20 protein-coding genes are annotated in these 19,065 nt (G+C 54.1%); 7 read left to right on the top strand and 13 right to left on the bottom strand.

What is annotated here, in order from left to right; genetic code table 11:
• Positions 1–80: 80 nt before the first annotated feature.
• From nanR to zapE, 6 genes are all read right to left on the bottom strand, one after another.
• Positions 81–863 (bottom strand): transcriptional regulator NanR, encoded by a 783-nt coding sequence (gene nanR / locus EXW94_RS10485; RefSeq protein ID WP_120159704.1) that lies wholly within the window; start codon positions 861–863, stop codon positions 81–83.
• Positions 864–965: 102 nt separating this feature from the next.
• Positions 966–1,463, bottom strand: a complete 498-nt coding sequence (sspB, locus tag EXW94_RS10480; protein ID WP_108416522.1) for a ClpXP protease specificity-enhancing factor — start codon at positions 1,461–1,463, stop codon at positions 966–968.
• Positions 1,464–1,468: 5 nt separating this feature from the next.
• Positions 1,469–2,107 (bottom strand): stringent starvation protein SspA, encoded by a 639-nt coding sequence (sspA, locus tag EXW94_RS10475; RefSeq protein WP_010436114.1) that lies wholly within the window; start codon positions 2,105–2,107, stop codon positions 1,469–1,471.
• Between the two features lie 306 nt (positions 2,108–2,413).
• The gene (gene rpsI / locus EXW94_RS10470; protein WP_003860436.1) at positions 2,414–2,806 is read right to left on the bottom strand and encodes a 30S ribosomal protein S9; all 393 of its coding nucleotides are present in this window, start codon (positions 2,804–2,806) and stop codon (positions 2,414–2,416) included.
• Positions 2,807–2,821: 15 nt separating this feature from the next.
• A complete protein-coding gene (gene rplM / locus EXW94_RS10465) occupies positions 2,822–3,250 on the bottom strand; it encodes a 50S ribosomal protein L13 (RefSeq protein WP_006178824.1) in 429 nt (142 codons plus the stop codon).
• A 348-nt stretch (positions 3,251–3,598) separates the two neighbouring features.
• A complete protein-coding gene (gene zapE / locus EXW94_RS10460) occupies positions 3,599–4,723 on the bottom strand; it encodes a cell division protein ZapE (RefSeq protein ID WP_010436123.1) in 1,125 nt (374 codons plus the stop codon).
• 189 nt (positions 4,724–4,912) lie between these two features.
• Between zapE and zapG the strand changes: the two genes are divergently transcribed.
• The 3 genes from zapG to degS all read left to right on the top strand — a co-directional run bounded on the left by zapG (position 4,913) and on the right by degS (position 8,009).
• A complete protein-coding gene (gene zapG / locus EXW94_RS10455) occupies positions 4,913–5,311 on the top strand; it encodes a Z-ring associated protein ZapG (RefSeq protein WP_010436126.1) in 399 nt (132 codons plus the stop codon).
• A 170-nt stretch (positions 5,312–5,481) separates the two neighbouring features.
• The gene (gene degQ, locus EXW94_RS10450; protein WP_010436128.1) at positions 5,482–6,849 is read left to right on the top strand and encodes a serine endoprotease DegQ; all 1,368 of its coding nucleotides are present in this window, start codon (positions 5,482–5,484) and stop codon (positions 6,847–6,849) included.
• 92 nt (positions 6,850–6,941) lie between these two features.
• Complete coding sequence (gene degS / locus EXW94_RS10445; RefSeq protein WP_089598450.1) at positions 6,942–8,009, top strand: outer membrane-stress sensor serine endopeptidase DegS; 1,068 nt, start codon at positions 6,942–6,944, stop codon at positions 8,007–8,009.
• An 87-nt stretch (positions 8,010–8,096) separates the two neighbouring features.
• Here degS and mdh read toward each other — a convergent pair whose 3' ends face one another.
• Positions 8,097–9,035 carry a malate dehydrogenase gene (mdh, locus tag EXW94_RS10440; protein WP_010436131.1) on the bottom strand — a complete coding sequence of 313 codons (939 nt, stop codon included), beginning with the start codon at positions 9,033–9,035 and terminating at the stop codon, positions 8,097–8,099.
• 398 nt (positions 9,036–9,433) lie between these two features.
• Here mdh and argR point away from each other — a divergent pair, with 398 nt between their 5' ends.
• The gene (argR, locus tag EXW94_RS10435) at positions 9,434–9,904 is read left to right on the top strand and encodes a transcriptional regulator ArgR (RefSeq protein ID WP_010436133.1); all 471 of its coding nucleotides are present in this window, start codon (positions 9,434–9,436) and stop codon (positions 9,902–9,904) included.
• 374 nt (positions 9,905–10,278) lie between these two features.
• The gene (gene yhcN / locus EXW94_RS10430) at positions 10,279–10,542 is read left to right on the top strand and encodes a peroxide/acid stress response protein YhcN (RefSeq protein ID WP_010436136.1); all 264 of its coding nucleotides are present in this window, start codon (positions 10,279–10,281) and stop codon (positions 10,540–10,542) included.
• 57 nt (positions 10,543–10,599) lie between these two features.
• Here the strand turns inward: yhcN and EXW94_RS10425 are convergent, their stop codons facing one another.
• From EXW94_RS10425 to aaeX, 5 genes are all read right to left on the bottom strand, one after another.
• Positions 10,600–10,872, bottom strand: coding sequence for a barstar family protein (locus EXW94_RS10425; protein ID WP_010436138.1), 273 nt, complete (start codon positions 10,870–10,872; stop codon positions 10,600–10,602).
• Positions 10,873–10,917: 45 nt separating this feature from the next.
• A complete protein-coding gene (locus EXW94_RS10420) occupies positions 10,918–12,372 on the bottom strand; it encodes an NAD-dependent succinate-semialdehyde dehydrogenase (RefSeq protein ID WP_042715202.1) in 1,455 nt (484 codons plus the stop codon).
• Between the two features lie 88 nt (positions 12,373–12,460).
• Positions 12,461–14,428 (bottom strand): p-hydroxybenzoic acid efflux pump subunit AaeB, encoded by a 1,968-nt coding sequence (gene aaeB, locus EXW94_RS10415; RefSeq protein WP_126815464.1) that lies wholly within the window; start codon positions 14,426–14,428, stop codon positions 12,461–12,463.
• A 5-nt stretch (positions 14,429–14,433) separates the two neighbouring features.
• A complete protein-coding gene (gene aaeA / locus EXW94_RS10410) occupies positions 14,434–15,366 on the bottom strand; it encodes a p-hydroxybenzoic acid efflux pump subunit AaeA (protein ID WP_042715204.1) in 933 nt (310 codons plus the stop codon).
• 7 nt (positions 15,367–15,373) lie between these two features.
• A complete protein-coding gene (gene aaeX / locus EXW94_RS10405) occupies positions 15,374–15,577 on the bottom strand; it encodes a p-hydroxybenzoic acid efflux pump operon protein AaeX (protein WP_003860416.1) in 204 nt (67 codons plus the stop codon).
• Positions 15,578–15,757: 180 nt separating this feature from the next.
• Here aaeX and aaeR point away from each other — a divergent pair, with 180 nt between their 5' ends.
• Both aaeR and EXW94_RS10395 read left to right on the top strand, forming a co-directional pair.
• Positions 15,758–16,684: an HTH-type transcriptional activator AaeR gene (gene aaeR / locus EXW94_RS10400; RefSeq protein WP_042715199.1), complete on the top strand. Its 927-nt coding sequence runs from the start codon at positions 15,758–15,760 to the stop codon at positions 16,682–16,684.
• Positions 16,685–16,903: 219 nt separating this feature from the next.
• Entirely contained in the window at positions 16,904–17,518 is a 615-nt protein-coding gene (locus EXW94_RS10395) for a YagU family protein (protein WP_010436150.1), read from the top strand.
• A gap of 46 nt (positions 17,519–17,564) precedes the next feature.
• Here EXW94_RS10395 and tldD read toward each other — a convergent pair whose 3' ends face one another.
• Positions 17,565–19,010, bottom strand: a complete 1,446-nt coding sequence (tldD, locus tag EXW94_RS10390; protein ID WP_108416109.1) for a metalloprotease TldD — start codon at positions 19,008–19,010, stop codon at positions 17,565–17,567.
• Between the last annotated feature and the right edge of the window lie 55 nt (positions 19,011–19,065).

Below are 19,065 nucleotides of genomic sequence, written 5' to 3'. Positions count from 1 at the left end.
TTATACCTGTTATACCAGATCAATTAAGCAGCAGTGGAATACAGAACGCTTATATTGCGATCTGCTTCACTAAAGGATCGTTATTTTTTGGCTTTTGTATGTTGGCCGAAAGCGTGCCAGGTGGCAGAAACGCTGTTGAGGTGGGTCTGGAGCGCGCGATCGGCCTCATCCGGATCGCGGCGGCGGATCGCATCGACGATCGCAATATGCTGGCGATAGCTGACTTCATTATGCTTATACAGCTCGGCATCCGGCACTTTTGGACGCGCGGCGATCAGCCAGTCGAGCAGCGCAACGTGGATCGCGTTAAAGATCGGATTGCCGGGGATCTCCGCCAGCACGCGGTGGAAATCGACGTCGGATCGAATAAACAGGGCATTATCATCAAGAGACTGGCTGTTGATCTCCAGCGCTTTTGTCAGCTGAGCGATTTGATCGTCAGTGGCAAACTCAGCGGCAAATCGAACGAGGCTGGATTCAAAGAACAGGCGTAGCTGCTCAAAATGGGCAATGCCGCCGGGCTGTGTCAGGAAATCTTTCGCCATGCCAGAAAGTTCGCTGATGATGGTATCGGCTGAAGGCATGGAGACGCGGGCACGTTCACCGTTGTTGATCTGCACCAGCCCTTTGCGCTTTAGCGCCGCCAGCGCCTCACGCACCGAAGGGCGGCCCACGTTGAAGAACTCCATCAGCTCGCGTTCGGAGGGCAGTTGTTCTCCCTGGGCGAACTCCTTGCGGCGGATCATCTGCTCCAGCTCTTCTTCCACCATATCAGACAGCTTTTTGCGCGCCAGCGGACGACGATGCAGGCTGCGGCCAATAGTTTCATCAGAGTTTTCAGCTTTAAGATCGGTCGGTTTCATTGCAGTCCGGTGCCATAGAAGGAAAACGGCTCATCATAACACAGGAAATTAGAGGGGGCGAAAAGGGGCAGAAAGCAAAACAGGCCCGGAGGGCCTGTTTGATTATTTCACAACACGCAACGCCGGACGGCCACCGCGCGGAGGCGGATTGTCATCAGGATCGTTGTCGTCGTGATGATCGGGTTTATCGCCATCAATAATTGACATCACCGTGTCGCTTTCGCGCTCATCGGTAGCGTCATCATCGTTCAGGCTGGCAACATCTTCGTCATACGCCGCTTCCGGCTCAAACATGGTACCCGCACCGTTTTCACGCGCGTAGATAGCCAGTACGGCAGCCAGCGGCACAGAAACCTGACGCGGCACGCCGCCGAAACGCGCGTTAAAGCGCACTTCGTCGTTTGCCAGTTCCAGGTTACCCACCGCGCGCGGCGCAATGTTCAACACGATCTGTCCGTCACGTGCATATTCCATAGGAACCTGCACGTCCGGCAACGTCACATCCACAACCAGGTGCGGCGTGAGCTGGTTATCCAGCAGCCATTCATAGAAGGCGCGCAGCAGATACGGACGGCGTGGGGAAAGTTGTGACATTTCCACAGTCATTAGCCTCGGCCGAGACGCATTTCACGTTCCGGCTCAGTCAGAGAAGCCAGGAAAGAGTCGCGTTCAAATACGCGCGTCATGTAGCCTTTCAGCTCTTTCGCACCAGGACCGCTGAACTCAACACCCAGCGTAGGCAGACGCCACAGCAGCGGTGCAAGGTAGCAATCGACCAGGCTGAACTCATCGCTCAGGAAGAAAGGCTTCTGACCAAAGACTGGCGCGATTGCCAGCAGCTCTTCACGCAGTTGTTTACGTGCAGCATCCGCTTCAGACGACGTACCGTTAACGATAACGTTCATCAGCGTATACCAGTCTTTTTCGATACGCTGCATGTACAGGCGGCTTTCACCACGCGCAACAGGGTAAACAGGCATCAGTGGCGGATGCGGGAAACGCTCATCCAGGTATTCCATAATGATACGGGATTCCCACAGGGTCAGCTCGCGATCCACCAGCGTTGGTACGCTCTGGCTCGGGTTGAGATCGATCAGATCCTGAGGAGGGTTATCCTTTTCCACATGCTCGATCTCAAAACTGACACCCTTCTCGGCCAGCACGATACGAACCTGATGGCTATAAATGTCAGTAGGACCAGAAAACAGCGTCATTACCGAACGTTTGTTGGCAGCGACAGCCATGAAAACCTCCAGGTATATTCAGAATTTTACTGCTACCGGCCCACCAGGGCCAGCCAGATGATGTATTGCCCATCCCAGAGAAAACACATTGTTCAAGAATCGAACAAAAATCGAGTATTCACCGATATTTGGGCAGAAAATTGGATGATAGTTTACCAGATTTTGATGGCTTTGTGGTGAGGGGATTCTGGAAATGTGGAAAAAGAGGAGATATATCAACTCATGTTGTGGATAACCTACGCATTATCCATAAAAAAACCCGCCGAAGCGGGTTTTTCGCCAATCGTTCTGCGTAAGCAGAATGGATTAACGTTTGGAGAACTGTGGACGACGACGTGCTTTACGCAGACCCACTTTCTTACGTTCAACCTGACGCGCGTCACGAGTAACGAAGCCAGCTTTACGCAGTTCAGAACGCAGGGATTCGTCGTACTCCATCAGAGCGCGGGTGATACCGTGACGGATCGCACCTGCCTGACCGGAGATACCACCACCTTTAACGGTGATGTACAGATCCAGTTTTTCTACCATATCAACCAGTTCCAGCGGCTGGCGAACTACCATGCGGGCAGTTTCACGACCGAAGTACTGTTCCAGAGAACGTTGGTTGATTACGATTTTACCGCTGCCCGGTTTGATGAACACGCGAGCTGCGGAACTTTTGCGGCGACCAGTGCCGTAGTATTGATTTTCAGCCATTGCCTATAATCCCGATTAGATGTCAAGAACTTGCGGTTGCTGTGCCGCGTGGTTGTGCTCGTTGCCTGCGTAAACTTTCAGTTTACGGAACATAGCACGACCCAGCGGGCCTTTTGGCAGCATGCCTTTAACCGCGATTTCAATCACACGCTCAGGACGGCGAGCAATCATCTCTTCAAAGGTCGCTTCTTTGATACCACCGATGTGGCCAGTGTGGTGATAGTACACTTTGTCAGTACGCTTGTTGCCGGTTACAGCAACTTTATCAGCGTTCAGAACGATGATGTAATCACCGGTATCAACGTGCGGAGTGTATTCCGCTTTATGCTTACCGCGCAGGCGACGAGCCAGTTCAGTAGCCAGACGGCCCAGAGTTTTACCGGTCGCGTCAACAACATACCAGTCGCGCTGTACGGTTTCTGGTTTAGCTGTAAAAGTTTTCATTAAAAGCTTACCCAAATAATAAGTTACACGTTGGTGAACACCCAAACGTTTAGTCAGTTGAGGCTCACACGACAAAGTCCGGCAAACCTACCCCTTCGAATAGCACATGCCGACACATAGAAAGTTTCGGGAAAAAAACCTTCTCGTAACGTGGGGTCGCAAGATTATAGAGAAGTTGAGGTCAAAGATCGACCCTTAAATGCGATTTGGAATGGGTTTTTCGGGGGTGGGTATTGTGCGGTCTGGTGCCCTCACCCCCAGCCCCTCTCCCTGTGGGAGAGGGTGGCGTTTGTTAAGGCCTGATGCCCTCCCCCCAGCCCCTCTCCCATGGGGAGAGAGTGGCGTTTGTTATGGCATATGCTCCAGCTTGAGGTATTCCTCGCTCTGCATCTCCTGCAGGCGCGACAGGCAGCGCTGGAACTCAAACTTCAGCCGCTCACCCTGGTAAATCTCATATAAAGGAACCTCGGCGCTGACAACCAGCTTAACGTGGCGCTCGTAAAACTCGTCCACCAGCGCAATGAAGCGTCGCGCTTCGCTTTCCATCAGGCGCGTCATCACCGGCACATCCAGCACCATCACGGTGTGGAACAGGCGCGAAAGCGCGATGTAATCATGCTGGCTGCGGGCATCGACGCAGAGTGTCGCAAAGGAGACGGCCAGGGTTTGATTTTCTACGCCCTGAGTTTGTAAGGGACGATGGTTAATCTCGAGTTCCGGGGCGCGCTCACGTTTTGCCCCCGCCAGCGCCAGCCACAGTTTATCCATCTGATTTGTGGTTTCTGCGTTCAACGGCGAAAGCCACAAATGAGCCTGAGTCAGCGTGCGCAGGCGGTAATCCACGCCCGCGTCGACGTTCATGATGTCGCAATGCTGTTTTATCGCATCGATAGCGGGCAGGAAGCGCGCGCGCTGCAAACCATTGCGGTACAGCTCGTCCGGCGGGATGTTCGAGGTCGCCACGAGCGTAATCCCACGCGCAAACAGCGCTTTCATCAACCCGCCCAGCAGCATCGCATCCGTAATATCGGAAACAAAAAATTCGTCAAAGCAAAGTACGTCCGTCTCCGCCTTAAAACGGTCGGCCACAATCTCCAGCGGATCGCTTTTGCCCTGCAATGCCGTCAGCTCTTCGTGAACCCGCAGCATGAAACGGTGAAAATGCAGGCGCTGTTTACGCGTGCCCGGCAGGCTCTGGTAGAACATGTCCATCAGCCAGGTTTTACCGCGCCCGACGCCCCCCCACATATATAAGCCACGTACCGACGCGTTAACCTGAAGTTCTTTTTTTCCCAACAACCGACCGAATGCCGCCTTCAGCCCACCGCTTTGCACCGCCTCTGCGGGTTTCGCTGTGAGCTCCTGATAAATCGTATCCAGCCGATTAACCGCTTCACGCTGGACGTCATCCGGCTGATGTGAGCCCTCGTTCAGGGCCAGTTGGTAACGCGATGAGGGGGACAGGCTTTGCATAATCTTATTGTTATTCCTTCGGTTATGACTCATCAGCAGGCGCGACTGATGAAAAAAAGGCCGTTCTACACTACGCGATGATACGTCAGGATTCCACTTCTGAAGAAATAGCGGTTATAGTGGCAATATCAGGCACAGGCAGGAGCCGAGCCAACACCCTACGGAACAACAAGACAACGGGAGAAGTTCATGACCTGGGAATATGCGCTAATCGGTTTAGTCGTCGGCATCGTCATCGGTGCTGTGGCCATGCGTTTCGGTAATCGCAAATTGCGTCAGCAGCAGTCACTGCAGTACGAACTGGAAAAGAACAAAGCCGAACTGGAAGAGTATCGTGAAGAGCTGGTCAGCCACTTTGCCCGTAGCGCCGAGCTGCTGGACAACATGGCGACCGACTATCGCCAGCTGTATCAACACATGGCGAAAAGCTCCAGCAGCCTGCTGCCGGAAATGACTGCAGAAACGAACCCGTTCCGCAACCGTCTGGCAGACTCTGAAGCGGGTAACGATCAGGCTCCGGTTCAGATGCCACGCGACTATTCGGACGGCGCGTCCGGCCTGCTGCGCGGTGGCGCAAAACGCGATTAATCGCAAAACATGAATAAATTTTACGGGCGCATCTCTTGCGCCCGTCCTTTCTTCCCGTCCCCAGCTATTATTTAGTCAAACACCTCATTGTTCAGCGGTTGAAAATTCAATAACATCAAGATGTTTTTGGGCCGTTCTTCTTTCATTCCAGGATACGAGAGTCAGCATCAATGAAGAAAAAAAACCAGCTGTTGAGCGCTTTAGCGTTAAGTGTCGGGTTATCTCTCTCGGCGTCCTTCCCTGCCCACGCGGCACTGCCTTCGCAGGTGCCGGGACAGGCAGCCATTCCTAGCCTCGCGCCGATGCTGGAAAAAGTGCTGCCCGCCGTGGTCAGCGTCCAGGTCGAAGGCACCGCGCGGCAAAGCCAGCGCGTGCCGGAAGAACTGAAGAAATACTTCGGTGATGAATCTCCCGACCAGCAGGCGCAGCCATTTGAAGGACTGGGCTCTGGGGTGATCATTGATGCGGCCAAGGGCTATATCCTGACCAACAACCACGTGATCAGTCAGGCGGATAAGATCAGCGTCCAGCTCAATGATGGCCGCGAATTTGACGCCAAACTGATCGGCGGCGATGACCAGAGCGATATTGCGCTGCTGCAGATCCTCAAACCCAGCAACCTGACGCAGATTACCATTGCGGACTCCGACACGCTGCGCGTGGGCGATTTTGCCGTCGCCGTCGGTAACCCCTTCGGCCTGGGCCAGACTGCCACCTCCGGGATCGTCTCCGCACTTGGGCGCAGCGGCCTGAACCTGGAAGGGCTGGAAAACTTTATTCAAACCGACGCGTCTATTAACCGCGGTAACTCGGGTGGTGCCCTGCTCAACCTGAACGGTGAGCTTATTGGTATCAACACGGCGATCCTCGCGCCCGGCGGCGGCAGTATCGGGATTGGCTTTGCCATACCGAGCAATATGGCCAAAACCCTGTCTCAACAGCTCATTCAGTTTGGTGAAGTCAAACGTGGACTGCTGGGCATCAAAGGGATGGAGATGAGCGCGGATATCGCCAAAGCCTTTAACGTCAACGTCCAGCGCGGCGCGTTTGTCAGCGAAGTGCTGCCAAATTCCGGGTCGGCGAAAGCAGGCGTGAAATCCGGCGACGTCATCGTCAGCCTGAACGATAAACCGCTGAACAGCTTCGCAGAACTGCGTTCTCGCATTGCCACCACCGAGCCTGGCGCCAAAGTGAAACTCGGTTTGATTCGCGACGGCAAACCGCTGGACGTTGAAGTCACGCTGGATAAGAGCACCTCTTCTTCCGCCAGCGCGGAGCTTATCGCCCCGGCCCTGCAAGGCGCGACGTTAAGCGACGGCCAGCTTAAAGACGGCACGAAAGGCATTACTATTGATACCGTCGAGAAGAGCAGCCCTGCCGCACAGGCGGGATTGCATCAGGATGATGTCATCATCGGCGTGAACCGCACTCGCGTGCAATCTATTGCAGAAATGCGCAAGGTGCTGGAAAGTAAGCCAACGGTCATTGCCCTGCAGGTTATGCGTGGCAAAGAGACTATCTATATTTTATTGCGCTAAGCATTTGCGACCCCGGACATCACCGCTGCATGTGATGTCCGGAAAACTCATGTTATGCTGCAAACCGTTCATTTTTTAACGACACGCGCATCATGCTTTTAAAGCTCTTTCGTTCCATTGCTATCGGTTTGATCGTTGCTGGCCTGCTGTTGGTGGCTATGCCGTCTTTGCGTCAGTTCAACAAACTGACGGCCCCCCAGTTTGACAGTACGGATGAAACGCCTGCCACTTACAATCAGGCTGTTCGCCGTGCCGCACCCGCCGTGGTCAACGTTTATAACCGAGGACTGAATACCTCGGCCCATAACCAGCTGGAGATCCGCACGCTCGGCTCCGGCGTAATTATGGATGAACGTGGCTACATCATTACCAACAAGCACGTGATTAACGATGCCGACCAGATTATCGTCGCCTTGCAGGATGGTCGCGTATTTGAAGCGTTACTCGTGGGCTCGGACAGCCTCACCGACCTGGCGGTTCTGAAGATCAACGCCACGGGTGGCCTGCCCACCATTCCGATCAACCGTAAACGCACGCCACATATTGGCGACGTCGTGTTGGCGATTGGTAACCCGTACAACCTGGGCCAGACTATTACCCAGGGGATTATCAGCGCCACCGGTCGAATCGGCCTGAACCCGTCTGGGCGGCAGAATTTCCTTCAGACCGATGCCTCTATCAACCACGGTAACTCCGGCGGCGCGCTGGTGAACTCACTGGGTGAGCTCATGGGCATCAACACCCTCTCGTTCGATAAGAGTAACGATGGCGAGACGCCGGAAGGGATTGGTTTTGCGATTCCGTTCCAGCTGGCAACCAAGATCATGGACAAGCTCATTCGCGACGGGCGCGTGATCCGTGGCTACATTGGTATCGGTGGACGTGAAATTGCGCCGATGCATACCCAGGGCGGTGGGATCGACCAGATTCAGGGGATCGTGGTGAATGAAGTGTCGCCAGGTGGCCCGGCCGCGAATGCGGGTATTCAGGTTAATGATGTCATTGTGTCGGTTAATGGCACGCCAGCCGTTTCTGCTCTCGAAACGATGGATCAGGTGGCGGAAATCCGCCCTGGCTCAATCATCCCTGTTGAAGTCATGCGGAATGATAAGAAGCTGACGATTCAGGTGACGATTCAGGAATACCCGGCGACAAACTGATGTGTATAAAAAAACCGAAGCCTGTGCTTCGGTTTTTTTTGCCGGGTAGCGCTTACGCTTACCCGAACTACAAAGGGAGAGAACGTTTTACTTGTTAACGAACTCTTCGCCCAGAGTGATATCTTTCTTCAGCGTATCCAGCATGCCTTCCATCGCGTTTTGTTCAAACGCACTCAGCGTACCAATGGATTTACGCTCTTCAATACCGTTTTTGCCCAGCAGCAGCGGCTGAGAGAAGAAGCGAGCGTGTTCGCCGTCGCCTTCAACGTAAGCGCATTCAACAACATTTTTCTCGCCCTGCAGAGCACGAACCAGAGACAGACCGAAACGCGCCGCCGCCTGACCCATAGACAGTGTTGCGGATCCGCCACCCGCCTTCGCTTCCACCACTTCGGTGCCCGCGTTCTGGATGCGTTTAGTCAGGTCAGCCACTTCCTGCTCGGTGAAGCTCACGCCTGGGATCTGCGACAGCAGAGGCAGGATCGTCACGCCAGAGTGACCACCAATAACCGGCACTTCCACTTCCGTTGGCTGCTTGCCTTTCAGCTCAGCGACGAAGGTGTTGGAACGGATGATATCCAGCGTGGTCACGCCGAACAGTTTGTTCTTGTCGTAAACACCCGCTTTCTTCAGCACTTCTGCTGCGATAGCGACGGTGGTGTTCACCGGGTTAGTGATGATACCGATACAGGCTTTCGGGCAGATTTCAGCGATCTGCTGAACCAGGTTTTTCACGATGCCCGCGTTGACGTTAAACAGGTCAGAACGATCCATACCAGGTTTACGTGCCACACCCGCAGAGATCAGTACGACGTCAGCACCCTGCAGCGCAGGGCGCGCATCTTCACCGGAGAAGCCTTTGATTTTCACAGCGGTCGGGATGTGGCTCAGGTCAACCGCCACACCTGGGGTTACCGGAGCAATATCGTACAGGGAGAGTTCTGAGCCTGAAGGCAGTTGGGTTTTCAGTAGTAGGGCAAGCGCCTGGCCGATACCACCAGCAGCGCCGAGGACTGCAACTTTCATCCTAAACTCCTTATTATGGTTAACTTTAAGTATCTGTAACTCCGTTGCGGCGACCATAATTCAGCGAGTAAATAATTACAATTTTCGTAGCTAAAGAATTTGAGGTCGCGCGTCTTTCACCTTCGCCTGAATGCTATCGGGCAGCGGGCAGCAACGAAATAAGAGGTGGTTACAATACACCTTGCCACGCCACCAAAACAACATCATTTTGATAACATTTAATTTACTTTTAAGCTTATTTGCGCGGCGTGACCCAGGCATGTTTTCCGATAACGAAATCTGATAAAATCGCTCCCTTTCATAACATTATTTCAGCCTGGCACCAGGTAGATAGTTTGCATAAAAATTCATCCACATGCATAATAATGTTGTTTCTATCGTCATATTCCGGGTGACTTATGCGAAGCTCGTCTAAGCAAGAAGAATTAGTGAAGGCGTTTAAAGCGCTACTCAAAGAAGAGAAATTCAGTTCTCAGGGAGAAATTGTTCAGGCGTTGCAGGAACAAGGCTTCGAAAACATCAATCAATCGAAAGTCTCCCGTATGTTAACCAAGTTTGGCGCAGTGCGTACCCGCAATGCCAAAATGGAAATGGTCTATTGCCTGCCTGCTGAACTTGGCGTGCCGACCACCTCCAGCCCGCTGAAGAACCTGGTCCTCGACATCGACTATAACGATGCCGTGGTGGTTATCCACACCAGTCCGGGCGCGGCGCAGCTGATTGCTCGCCTGCTGGACTCATTAGGTAAAGCGGAAGGAATCCTCGGCACCATCGCTGGTGATGACACCATCTTTACCACCCCGGCAAACGGTTTTTCGGTGAAAGATCTCTACGAAGCGATTCTGGTCCTGTTCGAACAGGAACTGTAATCCTCCTCCCCGCGGCCTGCTGCGGGGATTGTTCTGCCCCCGTTACGTTATTCCCTCTTTTCTACTGCCCCTTACTTTGACAAATAGTGCTTTTTACCAGCCATTAACATTCATCTGGTGAATACTCAGGCGCAAAACCGCACAAAATATCAAAGTACTATATCCCTATGATTTTATTGACTTTAACATTATAAGTTGATGATAAAGCAACCATTTTTATGCATTTTGGTTATATAAATCTTATCCGTTAACACGTAATAACACATGAAACAATTAGTCTGGTATTAATTTATCGCGTTATTAGTGTATACTTGATTTTGTGATGAGGGTCACAAAGCAAGACCCCACTAAAAAATTCGACGAGGTAAAGAATCATGAAAATCAAAACTACTGTAGCGGCTCTGAGTATCCTGTCTGTCCTGTCATTCGGCGCTTTTGCGGCTGATTCCATCAACGCAGATCAGGCGCAATCCCGTGAGGCAATCGGCACGGTGTCTATTGGCGCGGTCGGTACGTCTCCGATGGATATGCATGAGATGCTGAACAAGAAAGCGGAAGAAAAAGGTGCATCCTCTTATCGCATCATTGAGGCGCGTAGCGGTGACACCTGGCACGCAACTGCTGAACTGTATAAATAAACCCTCGTCGTATCTGCGCATACGACTTGCCCCTGGCCTCACGGTCAGGGGCTTTTTTTAATGTCGCGCATTAAAACGCAACTGTCCTTCCAACTCTTCTTCGGCTTCATCAAACAGCAGGATCAGCGCGCCAAAGCGTCTGCGCAGCTTGTCGGGCAAATGAATGAACTCGATCTCCAGCGGTAAGGGCAACTGACTGCCGGTAACCACATCCCACAGCGTATCCAGATTGGTGACGCTTTCCCGCTCCAGGTTGAATACCCGGGTAAATTCTCGATAAAAGTCGTCCTGACTGTCGATTTCGTCAAAATCAAAGGTATACGTTTTCATTGCCAGCCACCCGGTACAGGCGGGCGGAATATGCCGCCCTGTCTATTATAATCCCCCGATATGCAGGGTTTTGACTTCCAGAAACTCTTCCAGCCCCAGCACGGAACCTTCGCGCCCCAGCCCGGACTCTTTTACGCCGCCAAACGGTCCCAGTTCGGTGGAGACGGCACACTCGTTAATCCCAATCATTCCGCTTTCAATCGCCTGTGAGACGCGGAACACGCGCGACAGGTTCTGAGTATAGAAATAGGCCGCCAGCCCGTAAGGCGTGTTGTTGGCGCGCATAATCACTTCATCTTCCGACGTAAACCGGAAGCAGGCTGCCACCGGGCCAAACGTCTCCTCTTCCGCCAGCTTCATTCCTTCATGACAATCACCGAGTACCGTGGGCACCCAGAAGTTGCCGCCGAGGGAATGCGCTTTGCCGCCTGCCAGCACCGTGGCGCCTTTTGCAACGGCATCTTCCACATGTTCGCGTACTTTATCGACGGCGGAACCGTCAATCAGCGGGCCGACAACGACGCCCTCTTCCAGACCGTTGCCGACTTTCAATGCGTTTACCGCATCGGCGAGCTGGTTCACAAACTTGTCATAGACCGTTTCCTGAATATAAAAACGGTTTACGCTGACGCAGACCTGCCCGGCATTGCGAAACTTGTTCGCAATCGCGCCCTTAACGGCTGCATCAATATCTGCATCCTCAAAAACGATATAGGGCGCATTGCCCCCCAGCTCCATTGACACTTTCTTCATCGTCTCGGCAGCGTTGCGCACCAGGGTTTTCCCCACAGAGGTTGACCCGGTGAACGAGATTTTGCGCACATCATGGCTTGCCATGATCGCGTCGCTGATTTCATGCGTATTGCCCGCCACCGCATTGAGTACGCCGTCTGGCACACCGGCCTGCTTCGCCAGTGTGAGCAGTGCAAAAGCGCTCAGCGGAGTATTGTTGGCGGGTTTGATCACGCCGGTACAGCCTGCGGCCAACGCCGGACCGAGCTTGCGGGTGAGCATCGCCATAGGGAAGTTCCACGGCGTAATGGCGGCAACCACGCCGATAGGTTCGCGGGTCGCCAGAATGCGGGAGCCGGGTTTAACCGGAGGGATAATTTCACCGTTCGCGCGCTTGGCCTGCTCAGCAAACCACTGGATAAAGCTGGCGGCATACTCCACTTCGCCCTCGGCTTCTTTCAGGGGCTTGCCCTGTTCAGTGGTCATTAGCCGTCCAAGCCAGCTTTTGTTTTCGATAATCAGCTCATACCAGCGGTAGAGGATCGTCGAACGCTCCTTCGCGGTTTTGGCGCGCCACGCGGGGAAGGCTTTGGTCGCGGCGGCAATCGCTTCTTCGGTTTCCGCTTTACCGGCTTTCGCCACTTTGGCGATCACCTCACCTGTCGCCGGGTTCAGCACGTCAAACGTGGTGTCGAGTGTTTTCCAGATGCCGTTAACAAGATATCCGTTTTGAAAAAGAATGTTGTCCTGGAGAGCCTGGGTAGTCATGTGTCCTCCCTTCCTGAATGTAAGAGCCTGCAGAACTAAGTATAGCCACAAAAAAACCGACGCTTTTGGCGTCGGTTTTTAATCTCACTTAATTGTCAGTCAGGACATTCTGGTAGCGATGGAGCATGAAGACCAATCGCCCAACCGGCTCGGTTACCTGAGGCGGCGCGTCCCAGACCTTAAGCTTCTCCTGGTAGATGTCTAACTCTTCAAGCAGCTGTTTAAAATAGCGACGCCGTTTGTCATCGCTGGACGCCGCGATCACATGGTCAGCCGTGTGGCGCAGCTGCCGGTGGAAGGCAGACAGATCGTCGTTAACCGGCACAGGCGCATTCCGCAGGCGCTGGTGCGCGATGATCATGGTTAACGCCAGACGGAACCTGGCAACGTCCCCCGGAAATTTATTGAGCAGCAGGAAAAGCTGCTGATAAAGCGCCGGAAGGTGGTTCTCTTTACGGCGTGCGGCGTTGGTTGTCATAGATGAAACGGCAGCCGAAACAAACTGATTCAACAGCACACGACCGGTCCGCGCCTGAGAGTTATCCCGCACCAGCAGAATCACCATCATCGCCAGGAAACAGCCCACCAGCTGACCTAACGCGCTGTCGAGGAACTGGCTGAAATGGAAGGTCATCGGGTTATCCAGCACAATAATGTTAATGGTACTGGCCAGCGCCCCCAGCGATCCCAGGCGGCGCTTCTGCACTTCTATCCCAATAAAGAATGCCATTACCGCCAGGCTAATACAGAGCAGAAGCATGCTTTGCTGCGTCGATGGGATAATCACCAGGAAGTAGAGCGCACCAATGGGCAGTGCGGCAATGGTGCCGTAGAGAAAATCGATAGCGACCATGCGCGGGTTGGGCAGACGCATCGCCAGTGCGGTAACGACGGCAATCATGACCATCGCACCGCTACCGGACGTCCAGCCGGTCCACAGCCAGAACAGCGTGCCGAGCATGCAGGCCAGCGTGGTACGCCAGAAGTTGACCATGGCATGATGGCGCTCGGCGGATTCCGGCTTGATCACCACTTCGCCCTGCAGCACCTCTTCTTCCGCCGCGCTGATTTTGGTATTACCCGTCACACCGCGCTTAAGGAGCAGGTAGCGCGTCGCAGCCCCAACCCAGGTATAAATCGTCACCGGCGTATCGCGCTCCCCCGTCCAGGCGATAACGCGACGCATGCGTTTGAGCTGTCGGTGCACGTCCTGCACCGTTTCGACCGGCTCGTCAAAGAGCTCACGGAACGTGTCCGTTACCACCTCCGGGCGGGTATTCTGAATCAGATAGGTTTCGCACGCCTGGGTGATCAGCGTTAAGGAAACGGTATTGATCGCTTTCAGGCGACGGTTGGCGCGTTCCCAGCGCGAAGACTCCATATTGAGGTTGCTGCGCATCCCCTCCAGCGCCTGCGTGCGGCGCACCAGGCCGCTCCACGCTTTATCGACCTCTTCGCTGTCACCGTGCTTGATGCACAACTGCATCAGCTGGTACTGGGCAACAATCAGCGCGTCGAGCTCACGGTCCACTTCCTGCTTGATGGAGCGCGGGGAGAAAAGCAGGTCCGCAACGATCGCGCAGACGATACCAATGACAATCTCGCTGCAGCGTTCAACCGCAAACTGCGGAGCAAGCAGCGGTTCGGACTGGATGGTGATGACAATGATCAGCGCGGTATAGCCCGCCAGCCCCCATGCGTAGGAGTTTTCAACTTTGACCAGCGACGAGACCCAGGTGCAGAACCCTGCCCAGATACAGCACACCATGATCATCAGCAGAGGGGTGCGGATCATCAAAATAATGATGGTGAGCGCGGCGAAACAGCCGATAAACGTCCCGACGATACGCAGCATACCGCGGTAGCGGATGGCGCCAGAATAGGGTTCACCGCCCGCGGCAAAGGCGGGGCCAGCCGCAACGATAGCGGCCGTCAGCACCGCCCAACGGGGCGTTTCCAGCTGGAAGTGAAAGCCGACAAACAGCGCCAGCACGATGGCACATGCCAGCTTCACGGCGAAGCGAATGTGCTGGCTGGCGATGGAGAAGATACCCATAACGATTAACCAAACTCGCGCAGGCGGTGGGCGATTTTACGGAAAATAGAGTCCTGGCTGGCATCGCGGTCTTTTTCCCCGGTGATGACCACCGTTGCCGTGGTGCCAGCAGGCCACAGGTTCCCCTGCTGCTCATCCAGATGGATACGTACCGGCACGCGCTGCGCCAGACGGACCCATTCCAGGTTAGAATCCACCGTCGCCATCCCTTTGGTATCGTTAGAGCTGCTGGAGTTGGTGACCCCTGCCGCGACGCTGTCGACGGTGCCTTTAAACACACGGTTGCTGCCGAGCGGCGTGATCTCCGCGCGATACCCTGGACGTACCCCTTCCAGCTTGGTCTCTTCCATATAGGCGAGCACGTAGAAAGAGTGCTGTTTAACCAGCGCTACGGCGGTAGAGCCACGGGTAATGAATTCCCCGGCATAGACGTTCAGGTTGGTGACCCAGCCATCGGACGGCGCGCGGATCACGGTGCGTTCGAGATCGAGCTTCGCCAGATCGCGCGTTGCTTGCGCTTTCGCCAGCTGGTGCAGCACGGTTTGCAGCACGTTGTTGGACTGGTCAATCTCTTCGCGGGACATTGCCTGAACACCCAGCTGGTTACGGCGACCGGCTTCACGGCGTTTCTCCGCAGCCAGCGCCTGGTAATAGGCCACGTCCGCTTCCGCTTCTTCTAACGCTTTTTGATAGCGGGGCTGGTCAATGGTGAACAGAACCTGATCTTTTTTCACCAGTTGGTTATCGTGGACGTTAACCGCGGTGATAAGACCGGCCACGTCGGGGGCAATCGCCACCACGTCAGCGCTGAAACGCGCATCACGCGTCCACGGTGATTCCGTGTAATAAACCCAGGCGCGGAAAATGGCGATAAACGCCAGAACGACCAGCGCCATGGTGATGGCAGTGCGGGAGACTTTTCTTATTAGCGTTTTCACATCAACCTCAGACAAACATGCGCGATATCAGATAGAACAGGCAGCAATACAGCGCGGTATTGAACAATGCAGGGTGCCAGACGAAATCGTAGATCCCGGTAGGGACCAGCACCTTGCGCACCAGCCAGAAGATCGCCAGTGATAAAAGAAGCTCGAAAAATATCGGTGGGAACGACAGACCGAACACCACGATTACAGGAAACAGACTCATGTTGACCTTGATAAGAGAGAGTGCAGGCTTCAGATTTTTTTTAGCGCACGCCATCGCAGGAGAGCAAGAAACGCCGGGCGAGAATGGCGCAGCCGTTATGTAATTAATAATATATTAACGTAACTGTTATGCTGTTATCTATAATATGTGATCTAAATCACTTTTAAGCCAGAGTGAACAATGGAACGTTTAAAACGCATGTCCGTCTTCGCCAAAGTGGTGGAGCTCGGCTCATTTACCGCCGCTGCGCGTCAATTGCAGATGAGTGTCTCTTCCATCAGCCAGACGGTGTCAAAACTGGAAGATGAGCTGCAGGTGAAGCTGCTCAACCGCAGTACCCGCAGCATTGGCCTGACAGAAGCCGGTAAAATTTATTACCAGGGCTGCCGCCGAATGATGCACGAAGTGCAGGATGTGCACGAACAGCTCTACGCCTTCAATAACACCCCCATCGGCACGCTGCGCATTGGGTGTTCTTCAACTATGGCACAAAATGTTCTCGCTGCCATGACGGCGGAAATGCTGAAAGAGTATCCGGGTTTAACGGTGAATCTGGTGACGGGCATCCCTGCGCCGGACCTGATCGCTGACGGATTAGATGTGGTGATCCGCGTCGGGGCGTTACAAGATTCAAGTCTCTTTTCGCGTCGGCTGGGGAGCATGCCGATGGTGGTCTGCGCCTCAAAAAGCTATCTGGCGCAGTACGGCGTTCCGGAGAAGCCTGCCGATCTCAGCAACCACTCGTGGCTGGAATACAGCGTGCGCCCGGACAACGAATTCGAACTGATTGCCCCGGAAGGTATCTCCACCAAACTGCTGCCGGAAGGCCGGTTCGTCACCAACGATCCGATGACGATCTCCCGCTGGCTGGTCGCCGGGGCCGGGATCGCTTACGTGCCGCTGATGTGGGTGATCAATGAGATCAACAGCGGCGTACTGGAGATCCTCTTCCCGCGTTACCAGTCCGATCCGCGTCCGGTCTACGCTCTGTATACCGAGAAGGACAAACTGCCTCTCAAAGTACAGGTGTGTATTAACTATCTGACCGAGTATTTTGTCGAAGTGGCGGAGCTGTTTCAGGGGATGCGCGGCAGAAGAAAGGAGTAATAAAGTAATCGCTATAATCATATCTGGCATGAATATTCCCCGGATGGTACTCACATTCATCCAGGAATATTTCCGCCCTCCTCTCAGGAATGGCTAATTGACACTCCCGCCACCCGCCATTTACCTTATATACAGTCTGAGCATCAGACTGTTATATATTTGTTACCAACATGAATAATAAAATGTATTTCGCAGGATGACGTTAAACAAGGAAAAGAAATGAATATATTCGAACAAACACCGCCTTCGCGCAGGCGCTATGGACTCGCCGCGTTCATTGGTTTGATTGCAGGGATTGTCTCCGCATTTGTCAAATGGGGAGCCGAGGTGCCGCTTCCGCCACGCAGTCCGACAGATTTATTTACCGGCGCATGCGGGCCAGAGCAATTATTACGGGCAGCAAGTCAGATTGACTGTTCCCGCAATTTTTTAAACCCACCTTATGTTTTTTTACGCGACTGGCTGGGCGTCGTCGATCCTAACGCGGCGGTTTATACATTTGCCGGACATATATTTAACTGGGTCGGCGTAACACATATTATTTTCTCAATCGTGTTCGCCGTAGGTTATTGCGTAGTTGCTGAAGTCTTCCCGAAAATTAAACTCTGGCAGGGTTTGCTGGCGGGTGCGTTAGCTCAGCTTTTTGTTCATATGATCTCCTTCCCGCTGATGGGGCTGACGCCACCGCTGTTTGAGCTGCCGTGGTATGAACACGTGTCAGAGATCGTGGGCCATCTGGTCTGGTTCTGGTCGATCGAAATCATTCGCCGTGATTTGCGTAATCGCATCACTCACGAGCCGGATCCGGAGATACCGCTGGGTAACTTACGTTAAAAAAAAGGCGCTACATCAGTAGCGCCTTTTTTTATGCATGGTCAGGTCAGGCTGTGCCGCCTACCGTCAGGTTGTCCACTTTCAGCGTTGGCTGGCCCACGCCAACCGGCAGGCTCTGGCCCTCTTTACCGCAGACGCCCACGCCGTTATCCAGCTTCAGATCGTTGCCGACCATGGAGATCTGCTGCATGGCTTCAATACCGGAGCCAATCAGCGTCGCGCCTTTCACCGCTTTGGTTACTTTGCCTTTCTCGATCAGATACGCTTCTGACGTGGAGAAAACAAACTTACCGGAGGTGATGTCCACCTGGCCGCCGCCAAAGTTTGGCGCGAAGATCCCGTAATCGACGGATTCGATAATCTCCTGCGGCGTGGACTGGCCCGGCAGCATATAGGTGTTGGTCATGCGCGGCATCGGTAGGTGCGCGTAAGATTCACGACGGCCGTTGCCCGTCGGCGCAACGCCCATCAGGCGCGCGTTGAGTTTGTCCTGCATGTAGCCTTTCAGCACACCGTTTTCAATCAGCACGTTGTACTGGCCTGGCGTACCTTCGTCGTCGATAGAAATCGAGCCGCGACGATCGAGCATGGTGCCATCATCCACGACGGTACACAGTTCAGAAGAGACGAGCTGCCCAATCTGACCGCTGAATACGGACGTTCCGCGACGATTAAAGTCGCCTTCCAGACCGTGGCCCACCGCCTCGTGCAACAGCACGCCCGGCCAGCCAGCGCCCAGAACAACCGGAAATGATCCTGCGGGAGCCGCGACAGCTGAGAGATTCACCATTGCCATACGCACGGCTTCTTTTGCCCACGCGTCAGCGCGTGCTTCACCGTCAACATCGCCAAGGAACCAGTCATAACCAAAACGACCGCCGCCACCGCTTGAGCCGCGCTCACGCTTGCCGTCGTCTTCGACCTGTACGCTAATGGAGAGACGCACCAGCGGACGCACATCAGCAGCCAGGGTTCCGTCAGTCGCTGCTACCAGAATAAGTTCATAGACGCCGCTCAGGCTGGCAGACACTTCTTGCACGCGTTTATCCGCAGCGCGCGCCACTTTGTCCACGCGACGCAGGATATCCAGCTTCTCTTCGCGGCTCATGCTCTGCAGCGGATCGATGCTGGTATACAGCGCAGCGTGCTGCACTTCGCCCAGGGTTTTCACGCGGCCATCACCCGTATCACGCACGATAGTACGCGCGGCCTGCGCGCTCTGCTCCAGGGCAGCCAGGCTAATCTGATCGGCATAGGCAAAACCGGTTTTTTCGCCGCTGACGGCACGCACGCCGACGCCCTGATCGATGTTATAAGAACCATCTTTAATGATGCTGTCTTCTAAAACCCAGGATTCGTGATAGCTCGACTGGAAATAGAGATCGCCGTAGTCGAGACGGCGTTCGGTCAGTTGACCAAGAATGGAGAACAGGTCCTGATGGCTCAGGCCGTTCGCTGCGAGCAAATGTTCACTTACCAGGTTCAGACTCATCGTATTGCTACTCGTTCGTTGCCGCCCGTGGCGGTAAAAAGATCGTATTTATTGA

Origin of the sequence: Enterobacter sp. JMULE2 (genome assembly GCF_013337145.1) — a bacterium.
Classification (GTDB): domain Bacteria; phylum Pseudomonadota; class Gammaproteobacteria; order Enterobacterales; family Enterobacteriaceae; genus Enterobacter; species Enterobacter mori.
This window is presented reverse-complemented; position numbering and strand designations above follow the sequence as displayed.

Coding starts and splice junctions, on each gene's coding strand:
- zapG (WP_010436126.1), top strand. CDS start 4,913: ATGACCTGGGAATATGCGCTAATCGGTTTAGTCGTCGGCATCGTCATC.
- degS (WP_089598450.1), top strand. CDS start 6,942: ATGCTTTTAAAGCTCTTTCGTTCCATTGCTATCGGTTTGATCGTTGCT.
- argR (WP_010436133.1), top strand. CDS start 9,434: ATGCGAAGCTCGTCTAAGCAAGAAGAATTAGTGAAGGCGTTTAAAGCG.
- aaeB (WP_126815464.1), bottom strand. CDS start 14,428: ATGGGTATCTTCTCCATCGCCAGCCAGCACATTCGCTTCGCCGTGAAG.
- EXW94_RS10420 (WP_042715202.1), bottom strand. CDS start 12,372: ATGACTACCCAGGCTCTCCAGGACAACATTCTTTTTCAAAACGGATAT.
- mdh (WP_010436131.1), bottom strand. CDS start 9,035: ATGAAAGTTGCAGTCCTCGGCGCTGCTGGTGGTATCGGCCAGGCGCTT.
- EXW94_RS10425 (WP_010436138.1), bottom strand. CDS start 10,872: ATGAAAACGTATACCTTTGATTTTGACGAAATCGACAGTCAGGACGAC.
- rplM (WP_006178824.1), bottom strand. CDS start 3,250: ATGAAAACTTTTACAGCTAAACCAGAAACCGTACAGCGCGACTGGTAT.
- aaeR (WP_042715199.1), top strand. CDS start 15,758: ATGGAACGTTTAAAACGCATGTCCGTCTTCGCCAAAGTGGTGGAGCTC.
- yhcN (WP_010436136.1), top strand. CDS start 10,279: ATGAAAATCAAAACTACTGTAGCGGCTCTGAGTATCCTGTCTGTCCTG.
- EXW94_RS10395 (WP_010436150.1), top strand. CDS start 16,904: ATGAATATATTCGAACAAACACCGCCTTCGCGCAGGCGCTATGGACTC.
- aaeX (WP_003860416.1), bottom strand. CDS start 15,577: ATGAGTCTGTTTCCTGTAATCGTGGTGTTCGGTCTGTCGTTCCCACCG.
- zapE (WP_010436123.1), bottom strand. CDS start 4,723: ATGCAAAGCCTGTCCCCCTCATCGCGTTACCAACTGGCCCTGAACGAG.
- nanR (WP_120159704.1), bottom strand. CDS start 863: ATGAAACCGACCGATCTTAAAGCTGAAAACTCTGATGAAACTATTGGC.
- rpsI (WP_003860436.1), bottom strand. CDS start 2,806: ATGGCTGAAAATCAATACTACGGCACTGGTCGCCGCAAAAGTTCCGCA.
- tldD (WP_108416109.1), bottom strand. CDS start 19,010: ATGAGTCTGAACCTGGTAAGTGAACATTTGCTCGCAGCGAACGGCCTG.
- sspA (WP_010436114.1), bottom strand. CDS start 2,107: ATGGCTGTCGCTGCCAACAAACGTTCGGTAATGACGCTGTTTTCTGGT.
- degQ (WP_010436128.1), top strand. CDS start 5,482: ATGAAGAAAAAAAACCAGCTGTTGAGCGCTTTAGCGTTAAGTGTCGGG.